We start from the raw sequence: 15346 nt of genomic DNA on the forward strand, positions 1-15346 counted from the left end.
TGCTAGCACCCGACCGAGCTCTTTGTGGCGGGTACCAACCGTTGAGTATTCAAGATGCCTAGAGAAGTTGTTCCCGCCTGATGAGGGAACAGACTACCTGCGGACCTCCCTACAGTATTGGCGCAAGCCCCCAAAAGCATCTTCTACAAGCCACCAGCTTGTCTTGTCGCGATAATAACGCCTAGGCCGCATGCCGCGCAGTTCCCCGATAGGGCTGGACACTTGCACACGTTCTCGGCCGCAGTCGCCCTGAGCCTTGGCCAACCGAAGCGTAATGGCATCCTGTTGCGTGATAGGCCGCCGCGCCGGCCGGCTTCCTCCTGACAGGCATCTGGCGGGCATTAACGTCGATATGCCCATATCAGTCCGCTATAGACAGAATCTTCGAAGAATTAATGGGGGGAGAAGGCCATTGTATTGTGGCGTCGACGCAGCCCATCTTGGTTTAACCGCGCGGCGAATAAGGCATCTTGCCACGCCGAGGATAGGGTCGGTAAGCGCCCTCGTGCTATCGTTTTTTGCCAGCGATAAATTTACGGGCGCGCATCGCTATACGTTCCATCTCAACCAGCAAACGGTAAGGAAAGGAACGGCTCATGGCTTCTGTTTTAATAAATATTTCCCGCAATCGACACGGCACTATTATCCGAGGGGTCCGCGTCCTGCAATCCCAGTATGACAAGCAAGCAAAGCGCGATAAATTGGTCTATCTTGGCACGATTGCGCAGGGTGGGGTGGGCGTCCCGGCCACTATAGCCCAGCGCCTGACCACCGACGAATGCGAACATCTCAAGGCGCAATTGCTTATCGCGGCGAAGGTATATTGGTGCCAGCGCGCCAGCATTCTCGCGACGCAGTTGAAAGCAGTGCACAAAGCCCAGGAGAGCCTCGGCGTGCAGTACGGCGTGGTGCCGACAGAAGTAGCCCAGGGGCCAACAGATGGCGACTCCTAAAAAGCTGCCAGCGATAAAACGGCGGTTTTTCGTCGTGCCTAATGTGCCCGATGGCTGGGGTTCGTTTCCGAAAGAGTGGGGCGCGGCATCGTTATTTACAATGGTGCCGCGCGGTCGCCACGAGCAACGCGGATGTCTTCGCAATCAGCCATTGGCGCTGGGATTTACCAAAAACCGGTCGATTGAGCACGCAGGCACCGCATTGGATGCCGAACATCAGGATATCTTGCTTTTCCTGTTCAAGCTTGCGGAGGGTAAACTCCCAACTGCCACCTTCATTGAGGTTGATTTTTCGTTTTCTGAGGCACTGGTGTTTCTTGGCAAGGCCTACACCACCAACAACCGTCACTGGCTACGGGATAAGCTGGATGATTTATCTCGTCATCACTTGCACTCCAGGAACATCGAGACTGGTAAAACCATCTTTTCTGGGTCGCTCATTGCATGGGGGGATGACAAGCACCATGAGCCTGGAATTTCCGTGCGGAGTCGTCTGCGGGTGTCGCTCAGCCAGGCCATTCTCGCTGTCTACGAAAATGGCTACGGCAAAGTTGACCTGGACAACCGTAAGCTACTCGGTTCGAGTCACCTTGCGCGGCTATTACAAGTTGAGCTCGCGTGCCAGCCGGAATTGCACCATTCATATCTTTTAAGCACATTCCGACGCCTGTTCGGGTCAACTGCTCAGTTAGACGGCTTCAAGGAGCAGCTCAAAGCCGCGCTAAATCGGCTGAAGGACGCTGGTATTATCGCGGGGTGGTCCTATCAGAGCAGTGCCAAAAGCTCTGCTGACCCCTTGGTTGTTATTGAGAATTTAGCACGACCAAAGCGGAAGAAAATGCTCCAAGGCACAGCATAAACCCAGTTTTCCCTTTCTCCAGGACGAGGTTTGTCAGTGCGTCACCATTGCTGCCGAAACGCTGGAACAACTGCAGCGGGTGTTATGGAGGTTGTAAGCTGGAGTCCGGATGTTTTGGCATGCCGATGGTACTCATTTACCCACGAATCCTTACGCTGACCTGATACGACGCGGCAAAAATACTGTGGTGGGCAACACACCCTTCGCGCAGTTTTTTCCACCCATGCGCCAACGCGTCGCGCTGCTACTGATACCCCCCAAATAAAAATAAAAATATTTTCGCTAATCGTCTCAAAACCCCGCTTTTTTCAGGGGTCGGTGCCTATACGGCTCAGAACACAAATCTTTGCGTTCTTATAACCGACCCCAGCAACCGGAGATTTAGATGAAAACAATCAACACCACCAGCAACACACACTTCTGCACAGCCTGCAACGGCGTCGTCGACCGTGAGTACGACCGTTTTCTGGCAGCCGATTTCCCTTGGTTTTGCTGCGAGTGCTGCGAGAACAAGCTCAATTCTGAAGTGACGACAACCACGCCACAGTCTCGGGGCATAGGGGCACACGCCTTGTTAACTAAAAGCCGGCACCCGGCCGGAAGGAATCTTCCAGGTATCCCTGGAGACCTGCAATGAATAAAATCACCGTGGGTCCGCAGCATGCGGCACGTGTCGCCAAAAACTTCGAGCCCGTGGCGGATGCCCCTTTGGTCACCGTTTCGCTTATGCATATAGCGGAAATGATGACCTGCGAGCAAACTCCGACCGCCGTTACGTTGTTGTAAGCAAATGGGTAGGACCAGGCTACAGCACGACGCTCTACGATGGCAACGCGCATCAATTTTATCGAGCTACCCACAGCCACGGCGTTCGCGTATTCCTGAAAGCAATCGCTGAAAACCGAAAAAATATCAGGCTGCTTGCTCCGCATGAGCCGATGTTTGCGGGGGAGGGCGCTGCCCAATACTCGGCGAATCACTAATGACTGCTTACTTTAATCATCACGCACGAAACTCAACGGAGCTGGTAGTGCCACCCATGAAAATCAAAACAGGCTAGGCGTATCGCCCGAAGAAACATCATTTGCACTCGGCTTTTTAATAGCTTTGGGTTTTGGCGCTGGCACAGCAACCATCAATTCTGGCGGACAAAGACTCAGGTATGTTCGAGCACGCTCAGTATCTCTGCACTCCAGCCAGTCGTCGTATTCCGACCGCGGTATGATGACAAGTGAGCGCTTCTCATCACCAGGCTTATGAAACCGCCTCATCAAGGGATGTTCATCGGCGTTTATCGTCAATTGAGTAAACGAAAAAGATTCGCTTCCATCGGATTCAAGCCACGACCTGTAGAGGCTTGCTACGGCAAAGGGTGATTCGTCTGCCATGCCGATTTTCCACCGAACTGCCCCGCCAGTTTCCCAGCTGGGTTCATAAAATGCGTGCATGGGTACTAGACAGAGTTGGCCTGCCTTCCAAGACGTCGCGTAGCTGCGAAGTTGTCCTACACTTTCTGCGCGGGCGTTCATCGTGCTGAACCGTTTCACTCCCGGTGGGAGGTGCCGCTTCGGCACCATGCTGTACTCTGCGACGAGTGCCTCTCGTCGGCCCGGATTCTTGCTCCGGATGATGGGAGCAAGATAGTCTTGATATGCTTCTTCAGGCCAATTGACATCGGACTGCATTGGCGTATCAAACAGGTCGTAAAGGATTTGTCTGGATACAGTAACGTAATTGACGCACATAAAATTCACTCCGACTTTTGTAGTCCTGACCTTGGTGGCTCTCGCCACAAAGTAGCAGTTAGCGGCAGACAAACCAGTTCGCGCTTTGGGTGGTCAGGAAGTTGTATTTTTCGAGCACTCGTAGCCCGATTCTGGTTCCAGCCGATTGACCATTCGCATTAATTTTGCCACCAATTCGCACGCAAAGTTCCGCCAATCGCGCTTGAAACACTCATACATTTTGCACTCGGCTGACGGGCTGCCATCGCCTCTGAGCAGCCACTAATGTTGGCCATCTAGGCTTGTATCGAATCCAGATATTTTCACAACGCCAATATTTCTGCGTAAAATCACTCACAAATCGCGGTGGGCGGCGGAAGTCCCACACCGCCAAAAAAAGGGACTCCAAATGAAAAGTTTTCTTGAAAAACATCTGAAGAGTACCGGTAGTAGCCTTCTCACAGCAGACGGCCACGAAATCCAGGTGTTCGAATTGGTGCAACCGATAGAACCAGCAGGTTTAAGTCTCTGGGCCGCTAAGTTTCGTCAAAACTATTGCCTCGATGAGGAAATTGACATCCTACGGGACGGAACCGGCTTCACTCGAGCACAATTTTTACACAATCTCATATTCCCCGATGCCACCGAAAAGCCTGGACCATCCATACGTGCGGGTGACTTTGCCGAAATCCTTCTTGCAGACTATGTCGAATATACGCTTGGATTCTGGGTGCCTCGCGATAAATATGCGATGAAGGCGAGCCGTAACGAGTCCGCCAAGGGCGTCGACATACTCGGACTAAAGCTTGCGACACCAGGGTCGTATTCGACAGAGGATGAGCTCATTACCTATGAGGTGAAAGCCCAGCTTTCAGCGACCAAATATACCGGCCGGCTTCAACATGCAATCGACGACTCATCGAAAGATTATTTACGTTCCGCGATGAACTTACATGCTTTGAAACACCGATTAATACGGGCAAAGCAAATTAATGAGGCATTGACCGTAAAACGATTTCAGAACAAGGCGGATAACCCTTATCGGTACCGTTCGGGCGCAGCGGCTGTTTTGTGCGGGCGCTCTTATGATGAAAGCGGGATACTCAAATCGAGCGTTGGCAACCACAACAACGTGGATGACCTTGAGCTTATTGTTATTCGAGGGAGCGACCTAATGATGCTGGCTCACGCACTTTACGCAAGGGCAGCAGATGAAGCCGGAATTTGAGAGTCGACGACTGTTTGGTATAACGCGTTCGAAAGGGAAAATGTATGAATTCGGCTTACCGGAAAATTCTCATCTAAAGCTGCCCGCTGGTGTTGAACCTGATGCATTACTGCTTCTTACCGTTGGCACTCTGGGGGACTTCGTCGTTACGTTGCACCAAGCTATAGAGGCACGCAAAACGACTGATGATACGGATATACAAGACCTTAGCTTTGCTGCGAGTTACTTCGACGCACTTCTGGCTGCGGGTTACGTAAAACATATATCTGCAGACTTAATGCTGCTGGCGTCTGCTGCATATTACCTCGCACGACGTCCGGGCAGTAGCTTTGTAATTGCTAGGCGTTTGGAGTCTTTGGCAAGCGAAAGTCCAGTCGATGCATTTTTACGATGGATACTCCAAGCAAAATGGGACACCTATCTCGATAATACAGACACGTCGTTTGGCACGCTAGTCTCCGATTATACGAGGCTTCTCGCGTTTCATTTTTATGATGGTTCCAATTCAGAGGAATTACGAATCGCGACAGCAGCGCTAAGACGTCGTGCCTATGAAGTAGGAAACGCTCGTGAAGTCTTATTCGTGGATGTCGGAACGGCGATAGCGATGTTGAGGCTTGCATCTTCTTCATGGAATCTGCTTCCTAAATTTTCCAAACTGGGCATTTCTGAATGGACACCAATCATTCGTAAAGCTGGATTCCCGAAGGAGTTCTGGCCCTCACAAGTGCTACTTGGGGAGTCTGGATTTTTCTATGGTAGGTCTGGCGTAATACAAATGCCAACTAGCGCGGGGAAGACGCGTTCAGTGGAGATTATCATTCGGTCCGCGTTCATGTCCGGGCGAGCTACGCTAGCCGTTGTTATCGCTCCTTTCCGTGCATTGTGTCATGAAATTGGTGACGCTTTGCAAGCCGCTTATACCGGCGAGGACGTAAAAGTGAACGAATTGACCGACGCTTTGCAACTCGATTTTTTGGCAGAGATTGCAGAGTTATTTGGTCAAAAAAAGCCAGATACAAAATATATCTTGGTGGTCACACCCGAAAAGCTATTGTATATATTGCGCCAGCAACCACAGCTTGCCTCCGACATTGGGCTTGTTGTCTATGACGAGGGCCACCAATTTGATTCGGGTAGCCGAGGGGTGACGTATGAGTTGCTGCTTACCGAAATCAAATCCCTACTCTTGCCTGGGGCGCAAACAGTGCTAGTTTCTGCCGTGATGCAGAACTCGCGCGCAGTGGGAAGTTGGCTCATTGGGCAAGACGCAATTGTTGCCGACGGCAAGGGATTGTTGCCGACTTCGCGCTCAGTAGCGTTCGCGACGTGGGCTGAGTCGGCAGGACAGTTATTGTTTTACGAATCAACTTCATATAAAACGAGCGATTATTTTGTCCCAAGGGTCATCAAGAAATTCACGCTGTCTCGACTCAAGGGCGACAGGAAGGAGCACTATTTTCCTGACAATACGGGCACGGAAACCGCCAAAGACATCGCCCTACAGCTGGGAATATCGTTGGCGCCGAGCGGGACCGTCGCTATATTCTGCGGTAAAAAGGACACCGTAACGTCCTTGGCCGAACGAGTGGCGGAAATATACCATCGAGAATACCCTGTTCCGTCGCCAGCCACGTCCGCGGACCAAGATGAGCTTGTTAAGCTGAAGATGCTAATTGCGAGGCATTTTGGTACGGAGTCAATTCTATATAAATGCGCTGAGTCAGGAATTTTCTGTCACCACGGTAACACACCCCACGGACTTAGGCTTGCGATTGAATTTGCATTGCAAACGGCGAAGATTAAATTTGTTATTTGTACCTCTACGTTAGCTCAAGGCGTAAATTTACCAATTCGATACCTTATTTTGACTGGCGTCTACCAGGCCGGAGTGCGACTCAAAACGCGTGATTTTCAAAATCTTATTGGGCGCGCGGGTAGGGCTGGAATTCATACCGAAGGATTGGTGATTTTCTCTGACCCAAAAATTGTTGATTTGAGAGAGGATGAGCCATGGCATTTTGAGACATCGGTAGATTTATTGAATGCCGAAAAATCTGAGGATACAACAAGTTCGTTGTTAGCTATTCTCGGGCCGTTCAAAAGTCCGAAGAACAAAATGCATTTACCCATAGCTGCCGGGGAAATTGTCAATCTAGTATTCGCTGATATCGGACTTTGGTCCCAATGGGCGCAACAGCAGGTTAACCGCTTTTCTCGCTATGGGTATACCGTTAAGCAGCTAATTGGTGAGCTTAATCAGAGAGTGAAATTGTTGTTCGCTGTCGAAAGCTACTTGATGTCACAACGGGGTGATGTTTCATTCGACGAATTCAAAATCAAAGTTGCCAGGTTAGTTGAGACTACGTTGGCTTTTTCGCTCGCACCCGATGCTATGAAGGACCCGCTGCGAGAGCTGTTCGCACGCACCGCTGATTTTATTCATAGCCGTGCCCCTATAGTAGCTAAGCAAATCATATATGCGAAAACGCTTCTTGGGGTTCGCAGTGCTATACAGGTTGAGGCCTGGGTAGCCGAAAACAAACAGCGGCTAAGCGAAATCGAAGATAGCGGCGATTGGCTCGCGGCATCTTGGCCAATTCTCACCGACCAGATTAATAATAAATTTTTCCATTCTGTTACGCCGTCCAATCTCGGCTTCGAAATCACCCAAATGTGGATTGTTGGCGCAAGTTATAAGGATATTATTGCGCATTCTCAACGACAAAAGGCGAAGAAACCTTGGGGTGAGAATGGCTACAGGGCACTCACCGAGATGGATATTTTGACGTTCATTGAAAACACTTTGGGTTATGATGCGCCACTTGTGCTGGCCGCTGTTGCACAATTTCTTTACAAATCGCTGAATATTAGCGATGTGGAGAACACTCCACTATCGCTATTTCATAAGCGCCTCAAGTATGGCCTGCCGGATTGGCTATCAATATCCTGTTTTGAGCACGGATTCGCCGACCGAATGCTCGCTTCTGATATAACTCGGGAATTGGCTTCTGATGGCTATCAACAAGAATTTTTTTCCAATGCGCTAAAGGAAAACCGGCAAGCAGTTCAACGAGTAGTTGACGTCTATCCATCCTATTTCGAAGGCGCTATGGGCTTGTCGTAGCGAGGCGAAAGTCCTTCGCTCCGCGTGCTGTCTAGGCATGCGGTCTTCGTCAAGCCGGCCCTGACCGGCTGGTATTGTTGGCCGATAGCGGCTGTTCACGTTTAGATGTGAATCACTCGTAAGTTTGATGCGAATACTTCCAGCGCATCATCACTATGAAAAATCACGACTCCGCGTTTCCAAGTCGCCCAAAAAATGAGATAGGTCTACCAGTCGCATTGCAACCAGATGACGGACGTTATTGTGACACTGCCATTTGCCATATACCCCCAGCAAAGAAGCGCCGAGCAATTCAGCGCGTTGCTTCTCGACTAAGCTAGGCCAGACAATAACGTTGACTGGTCCGGTCTCGTCTTCCAGCGTTACGAATATCACGCCATTGGCAGTCTCCGGTCTTTGACGAACAGTCACAATCCCGCAGCCTCGAGCGAATTGCCCGTCTGAAAAAGTATTCAGTACTTCTACCGGTAGAAAGCGCATCTTCGTCAGCCTTTCTCGCAGCAAGGCCAGCGGATGTCTCCCTAACGTGAGCCCCAGGTGCCGATAATCCGCGACAATGCTTTCCGCCTCCGACGGTGCCTCAAGCTGGACCGGGGTCTCAATGACTGTCGCTGCACGAAGCAGCCCTTTGTCGGGCACGCTGGCAACTGCTTGCCATAATGCCTGTCGACGATTACCGCTCAACGATTCCAGAGCATTTGCAGACGCGAGCGCATGAAGGTGTCCTGCGTTTAATTGCGCACGACTAGCCAAATCCGTTGTGTCAGAAAATGGACTAATCGCCCGAGCTTCTTCAATTCGCCACGCGGCGTCCTGCTCCATGCCGCGTACGTTATTCAACCCGAGACGTACCGCCAGAGCGCCACCGTCCGTAAGCTCAAGCGTTGCCTCCCAATTGCTGATGCAAACATCGACTGCTCGGACATCGACACCGTGACGGCGCGCATCCTGCACCAGCGACGATGGAGAGTAAAACCCCATGGGCTGGCTATTGAGTAATGCCGCCAAAAACGCAGCCGGCTCGTGGCACTTGAGCCAGCTAGATGCGTATGCAAGTAACGCGAAACTTGCAGCGTGCGACTCCGGGAAACCATACTCCGAGAATCCTCTAATTTGGCCAACAATGGATGTGGCAAATTCTGTCGTATAACCACGTTCTGCCATCCCGGTCATGAGCTTGTCCTCAAATTGTTCTAAGCCGCCTTTCCTCTTCCAAGCCGCCATCGCGCGCCGCAGCTGGTCAGCCTCTCCAGCAGAAAATCCGGCAGCGACCATCGCGATTTGCATCACTTGTTCTTGGAAAATCGGGATGCCCAGCGTACGCGAGAGCACAGCCTCCATTTCGACGCTCGGATACGTGACCGGGTCAATCCCTTGACGGCGCCTCAAGTACGGATGAATCATGCCACCTTGAATTGGCCCGGGGCGGATGATGGCAACTTCAATCACGAGGTCATAGAAAATTCGCGGCTGCAAACGCGGGAGCATCGACATCTGCGCGCGGCTTTCAATCTGGAATACTCCGACGGTGTCAGCCTGGCATATCATTTCGTAGGTGGCGGCATCCTCGGCTGGGATGTCGCGCAGCTCAAAGCGTTCTCCGCGCTGCTCGGACACCAGCTCCAAAGCGCGCCGGATGCAGCTCAACATACCAAGTGCAAGAATGTCGATTTTCAGCAATCCAACCGCGTCCAAGTCGTCTTTGTCCCATTGAACGATTGAACGTTCTGCCATTGCCGCATTCTCAATGGGCACCAGGCGCGAGAGTTTCGAATGCGAGATGACAAATCCGCCCGGGTGCTGCGACATATGTCGGGGGAACCGCATCATTTGCTCAGCAAGGCTGCCCCATTTTTCAGCGATAGCCGAATCGGGGTCAAATCCACAGCTTTGCAACCTCTCGCGTAAATCTGCCTTACCGCCCCAGCGGTGGCCTGCCTTCGCTACTCGGTCGACGACGGAAAGGTCAACTCCAAGCGCAGTCCCTACATCACGCAACACACTGCGCGGGCGATAACTGATGACGACGGCAGTCAGTGCAGCCCGCATGCGGCCGTACTTTTTGTAGATGTATTGGATGACCTCTTCGCGGCGCTGATGCTCAAAATCGACATCAATGTCTGGCGGTTCATTCCGCTCTCTTGATATGAAACGTTCGAACAACAGCGTACCGCGAACCGGGTCTACTTCGGTAATGCCGAGGCAGTAACAGACCGCGCTATTGGCAGCAGACCCCCGACCTTGGCAGAGGATATGGTTGGACCGAGCATATCGGACGATGTCGTACACGGTTAGAAAATAGCTCTCGTACTGCATTTCTGCAATGAGCCCTAACTCTCGCTCTAACTGCGCTTGTACATTGTCGGGGATGCCATCGGGATAGCGCCAGTGCGCACCCAGGTAGCTCTCGGAACGGAGGTAGCTGCTGGCCGTCTCGCCTGTCGGAACAAGCTCGTCAGGATATTCGTACCGAAGCTCGTCCAGTGAAAATCGGCACAGGTCAGCAACGCGCACTGACTCATCCAATGCCTGTCTCGTATAGAGGTTCCCAAGCCTTACCCGCGACCGAAGGTGCTGCTCGGCGTTCGGGGCAAGTCGGTACCCGCATTTTTCGACAGGGATGCCATGGCGGATAGCAGTCATTGTGTCCTGCAGTGGCTTGAATGAGCGGACATGCATGCAGACATCGCCGGTAGCTACCATCGGTAAACTGAATTTTTGAGAGATTGCTGTCACCAAGGACTTATGTTTGTCATCGTTCGCCCGATAGTGCAGCGTCATCGCAATCCGCGCACGCCCCGGTGCACAATGCAGCAACCAAGCCGCTTGCTTTTCCAGCTCCTCGTATGTCGCGCCGTATTTTGGAGCCAGTATCAACTGACAATCCGGCATTCCGCGCAGATGCGCAAACTCGTTAGCGGGGTTGGCAATATCGCGTGGTCTAACGAGATAGCAACCTTTTTCAGCACGGGTGCGCGCAATCGTAATCAGCTCACTCAAATTCCCGTATCCGTTCTTGTTCATTGCGAGGACAAGAAGTGTGAACGCCTGGCTTCCGTCCTCTGGCGTGACGGTCATCTGGCTACCGATTATCAAGGAAATCCCAAGGTTCTTCGCAGCTAAGTGGGCTTTGACCACACCAGCGAGAGTACATTCGTCTGTGACGGCCACAGCGTGATAGCCGAGCGTGGCTGCTCGTTGGACAATCTGCTCAGGCGATGAGGCGCCGCGCAAAAATGTGTAGTGCGTCAGGCACTGAAGCTCGGCATATGCCGGCAAGATGGATGATATCGGTGGCATAATTTTTACGCATACAGTCCGTGTAAAAACCAGCGCGCCTCGCGTGTTCGTTCGAGGTAAATCCAGTAACAACTTGCATTTTCTGCCTGGGCGACGAAATAGTCTCTGGCCGCAGTTTGGTCATTCCACCACCCGGCTTCTAACCGTTCTGGTCCACGAATCAGTTTCAGCGGTGACCCGTAAAAGGGGCGGTCGTTTCGCATCAGCAGCGCTATCGGTTTTGGGAGTAACCAAAATGGCCGCTCGAGCGCTTCTCCCTCGTCATTTCCCTTCGGCGGCTTTTCGGTCGCGGGTACCCACAAATTGCACACTTCAGGCCGATAATCAGGCGACGAGACTGGCGTCAGCACATTTTCGGCTCCAAGCCTGGCCGTCAGCAGTTCTAGCAGTCGATAAAAATCGGCTGGCGAGCCACCTGGCTCCGGAAACAGCGATTGAGTGGGGGGAAGCATGGGCACCAACTGTCGAGCGTCTAGCCGCATGCCTATGACGGGCGCGACCAGTTCTACTTTGCTCAGCCGCTCCCTCAGCAGCCGAATCAGGTGGGCGTCTTTCCAAGCCGGCTCAGCTAACGCAATCTCCAGTGCGGTTGGAGGTATCGCGGACCGTCCCCGCTCGTGCTCGAGCGACAGGGTAAATATCGTCACGGCGAGTTGCTGCGATACCAGCCATCCGGTCATTTGAAGGATGAGCCGGGTTGCTCCGAACATCAAGGCGTCAGCATGCTCAATCCGGTCGAAGGTCTCGACGCTTGCAGAGAACGTCGAGGGCACTTTTATCCATTCAAACAGCTCGGGCATGTCACCGAAAGCGCGGTCCAGGTCTTCCAATAAATGCTTGCTGGTGCGCCGAATTAATCCGGAACGCGGCAGCCGACGTAGCGCGCCAAAATTCTTAGCGCCTATGCCGTTCAGCCAATCATAGTGTGGAAGCGCCGTGGGCAATAGATGACATGGTAAACCGTCAAGCCGACGCGTTAATGTGCGCATTTTGAGCACGCGGCGCCGCAGTGAATTGCCTTTAGTTCGTGCGCTTCGCGCCAATAACCACGCCCCCTTTGCAGTGGGTGCCGCCCCAACGTTGGCAGTGAATCCAAGCCCTGCAAGACTGCAACTGACACGCCTACAAATCGCTAACGGGCCACCGAACAATCGCAAGCTTGCACTGACATCCAATAGAATACTGAAGTCATCGGCATAGGCCACTTCAGGTGTGTACTGCAGCAGTGCCATTGCGATGGCATCGAGCGCCAACTGCTCTTTTTCCAAGCTACGCTGCAGCATTTCAGTGTCCGGGGAGATAGCAGACACGCCGCCCGCGCGCATGCCGACCTTGACGCCACTAAGTGACGCTTCTCGTGACGCAACGATTACCTGCTCGTGATGCATCACCGTATAAGAGCCCGGTTTAGACCAGGACGGGCGCAACGTTTCGAGCGGTAACAGTGGCAGGTATATGCTCAACAAAAGTCGCATTTTCTTTGTCCGAGAGATGGCGCCCAGTGGGCATGTCGGCGAGCGGGACAAATAAAGGGGTATCAGAATGCGGGCCCCGGCGTTTAACAATTTCGAGTAAAACTCCGCCAAGTGCCGGACGAAGTGCCAGCCGCAGCGGCGCCGGCGATGCATCGGCGCTACAGGCCATCGGTCGCATAAACCAAAACCAGGTATCTGTGGTCTGAGCCGCCAGGTTCAGCCGACGCAATGACTCCGCCCGTACATTCGACTGCCATAGAATGACGGCGCCGCAGCTACCGTTCTTCAGAATCTGCTCGGTGGTCCACAACGCGTCACCAGTACTCGTCGCCCGTATCCAAAGCAGTTGATTGGTTTCAATGCCCCATGTTTTGCAGGCAGTCGCATGCGGGATGTATGGCGGCTGAACCAGCGCAATTCTCTGATTTTTCGACAAGCGGGCAAGCGCCGGCTTCAATAACTGCATCTCGCCGATTCCGGCCTGCTGCAAAAGGAGTTCAATCAGAGATGACCTTGGCCAGCCGCCGTTTGGCAGTTCCTCATCCAGCAGAGCGTGACCGGTGGAACACGTAGTCGCCCGGGACACTGCCAACTCGCTCGCCCGCCAGACGTCCTGCGGCAACTGTACGAGTGAGCGAGCCGAATTGCTCGATGGGATGGATGAGGCCAACATGGGTTTTCTTCACGTCAAGGACGCCGCTCGTATAATTTTGATATGCAAAATACTGGATATGCATACAGTATTATATAAACGCTGAAGATTAGCAAATACAAGGTGCACTTGGCAGTGTTGACAATTAAATAGGCACGCTTGGCTTTCCTTGCTGGCAATGGGCTTGGAGGCTGCTTTCATGAGTTATCCACACAGCTATCCACACAAACTGTGGGTAATTTCAGATGCCGCCTGCGAGGTAGAAAATATTATTGAGACGGCAACCAAATTCAACGAAACCGTTCTAATGCGGTGAGACGGATTGTGTGCAGCATAGTTGGCGGTCTCTGCAGCTCTACGAACGTCTCAACTGGGCAGAATCGTGAGAGAAGATGAAGCGCAGGACAACCGCAAGACGAACTTGTGCGGCCGAGGCCGCTAGGTCGGCAATATTGCAGAATGATAGGGATAGTCCACATACGCTATACAAGGTATGTGATTGATTTTTAATAGTTTTCAACAAAAACTCGTATCTGTTCACGAATCTTTTGAAACAACTTTAAAATCAATGACTTACTTGCCAATATAGGCTCATGAAAACTGACTATGGATTTACGCCGCTTGACGGCGAATCACGCCGTCAATACGTGAATGCTCGGGAGGCGTTCGCGGCCACTTGTGCGGCTGAACGAGAGGCCCGTGACCTGGAGGGCAACATGTTCTGGCGCGTCCAAAAGGGTCGGGAGTACCTCATCCGAGTTTCCAGGCGCGGTGCGCAGACCAGCCTTGGCCCCCGGTCACCCGAAACCGAGGCCATCCACGCGAACTTTCAGGGCAGTAAGGCCACCGTCACGGAGCGGCTCGAAGGACTCCACAAGAAAATGGCGGTCCACGCTAAGCTTAACCGCGCGCGATACCTCCACCGGGTCGATTCAACGGTCATCGACATCCTTAACAGTCTTCACAACGCAGGACTGGACGAAAATATGCTCGTCATCGATACGAATGCGCTGTTCTGCTATGAGGCCACCGCCGGTATTCGAATTGAACAAGAGCATCTCGCGACGGAGGACCGAGACATCCTGTGGGACAACCGCAAACGTATTACTTTGGCCACCCGTGAAAAGCTGCAGCCGTCCGGCCTGCTCGGCATTTTGAAGACGGTCGATAAGTCGTTTGAGCTGAAGAGCCCGACGGAGCTCTACACCGCAGTGAACAAAGATGGCTACCAGGTTGACCTGCTGCGGCGAGAAGGGTCCGGTAGCGACCGGGAGCCCGACCGACTGAGCACGCATGACAAAGACTTCTGGGCCGTTAAGGCCAGAAATGTCGACTGGCTGCTCAGTGCGCCTAAGTTTCAATCGGTCATTGTCGGGGTAAATGGGAGGATGGCTCAAATGACCACTGTGGACCCCCGTGCTTTCGCACTCTTCAAGATGTGGATGTCGGTACAAAAAGACCGAGACCCTGTGAAGAAGTGCCGCGATGCGAACCAGGCTCGAGTAGTTATCAAGCTCATTCACCAGTACCTGCCACATTTGACCTTTGATGAGCTTCTCCCCTTTTCAGCCGACTTGCGCGCAGCGGTATCGTCATTCGCGCCGTAAGCACGAGTGCCAGACGTTGGTAAAGGAGTGGACTGAGAGCCCCGTCGTACTTCCGCGTACGTTACGTCTTTCAGGCTGCAATTCCTATCGCAATAAAATCGGCATGTTGAGCCTGCGACAATTCATCGCTAATCGCCAGCGGGTTGTTCAAGCTTGTGAGCCCAACATTGGGATAGCCGTTTCCACACGATAATCCGGATACCCGAAAGAGGTAGTTATTCCCGGTCGAAAAAGCCGCTCAATGCTGTGGTCGCGCCAGTTTGCAATGCAGGTCGTTACACATTACCAATGTCAGCGACGTTCCATCGTTTAGAGCAAAAATACGATAGCGCCTGCAGCAACCTCGAAGTGTCGGAAGAACTTACGCGAAAACCTAAAATAAATGTTGCCGCACGACAACTGTTTGAGTACATTACATGTG

Annotated in this window: 11 protein-coding genes; 7 read left to right on the forward strand and 4 right to left on the reverse strand. The window is 52.5% G+C overall.

Annotation, left to right across the window (positions count from 1 at the left end):
• Positions 1-596: 596 nt before the first annotated feature.
• From AC3CHX_RS04040 to AC3CHX_RS04055, 4 genes are all read left to right on the forward strand, one after another.
• Positions 597-953, forward strand: a complete 357-nt coding sequence (locus AC3CHX_RS04040; protein ID WP_488642811.1) for a hypothetical protein — start codon at positions 597-599, stop codon at positions 951-953.
• Entirely contained in the window at positions 940-1812 is an 873-nt protein-coding gene (locus AC3CHX_RS04045) for a hypothetical protein (RefSeq protein WP_488642812.1), read from the forward strand. The genes AC3CHX_RS04040 and AC3CHX_RS04045 overlap by 14 nt, the downstream gene beginning before the upstream one ends.
• A 385-nt stretch (positions 1813-2197) precedes the next feature.
• Complete coding sequence (locus AC3CHX_RS04050; RefSeq protein ID WP_488642813.1) at positions 2198-2449, forward strand: hypothetical protein; 252 nt, start codon at positions 2198-2200, stop codon at positions 2447-2449.
• The gene (locus AC3CHX_RS04055) at positions 2446-2598 is read left to right on the forward strand and encodes a hypothetical protein (protein ID WP_488642814.1); all 153 of its coding nucleotides are present in this window, start codon (positions 2446-2448) and stop codon (positions 2596-2598) included. Before AC3CHX_RS04050 ends, AC3CHX_RS04055 begins: the two co-directional genes overlap by 4 nt.
• Positions 2599-2858: 260 nt before the next feature.
• On the opposite strand, the gene AC3CHX_RS04060 is transcribed toward AC3CHX_RS04055, so the two are convergent.
• Complete coding sequence (locus AC3CHX_RS04060) at positions 2859-3557, reverse strand: SOS response-associated peptidase (RefSeq protein ID WP_488642815.1); 699 nt, start codon at positions 3555-3557, stop codon at positions 2859-2861.
• Positions 3558-3945: 388 nt separating this feature from the next.
• Between AC3CHX_RS04060 and AC3CHX_RS04065 the strand changes: the two genes are divergently transcribed.
• Together AC3CHX_RS04065 and AC3CHX_RS04070 are read left to right on the forward strand one after the other, a co-directional pair.
• On the forward strand, positions 3946-4764 hold the full coding sequence (locus AC3CHX_RS04065) for a Hachiman antiphage defense system protein HamA (RefSeq protein WP_488642816.1): 819 nt from the start codon (positions 3946-3948) through the stop codon (positions 4762-4764).
• Positions 4748-7891: a DEAD/DEAH box helicase gene (locus AC3CHX_RS04070; RefSeq protein ID WP_488642817.1), complete on the forward strand. Its 3144-nt coding sequence runs from the start codon at positions 4748-4750 to the stop codon at positions 7889-7891. The genes AC3CHX_RS04065 and AC3CHX_RS04070 overlap by 17 nt, the downstream gene beginning before the upstream one ends.
• A 153-nt stretch (positions 7892-8044) precedes the next feature.
• On the opposite strand, the gene AC3CHX_RS04075 is transcribed toward AC3CHX_RS04070, so the two are convergent.
• Genes AC3CHX_RS04075 through imuA form a run of 3 tightly spaced genes read right to left on the reverse strand, consistent with a single transcriptional unit; the run spans position 8045 to position 13339 of the window.
• The gene (locus tag AC3CHX_RS04075) at positions 8045-11191 is read right to left on the reverse strand and encodes an error-prone DNA polymerase (RefSeq protein WP_488642818.1); all 3147 of its coding nucleotides are present in this window, start codon (positions 11189-11191) and stop codon (positions 8045-8047) included.
• Positions 11192-11196: 5 nt separating this feature from the next.
• On the reverse strand, positions 11197-12666 hold the full coding sequence (locus AC3CHX_RS04080; protein WP_488642819.1) for a Y-family DNA polymerase: 1470 nt from the start codon (positions 12664-12666) through the stop codon (positions 11197-11199).
• On the reverse strand, positions 12599-13339 hold the full coding sequence (gene imuA / locus AC3CHX_RS04085) for a translesion DNA synthesis-associated protein ImuA (protein ID WP_488642820.1): 741 nt from the start codon (positions 13337-13339) through the stop codon (positions 12599-12601). The genes AC3CHX_RS04080 and imuA overlap by 68 nt, the downstream gene beginning before the upstream one ends.
• 572 nt (positions 13340-13911) lie before the next feature.
• Here imuA and AC3CHX_RS04090 point away from each other — a divergent pair.
• Positions 13912-14925 (forward strand): GSU2403 family nucleotidyltransferase fold protein, encoded by a 1014-nt coding sequence (locus AC3CHX_RS04090; RefSeq protein WP_488642821.1) that lies wholly within the window; start codon positions 13912-13914, stop codon positions 14923-14925.
• Positions 14926-15346 lie beyond the last annotated feature (421 nt).

The sequence above is a fragment of the Glaciimonas sp. OK215 genome, assembly GCF_057787885.1.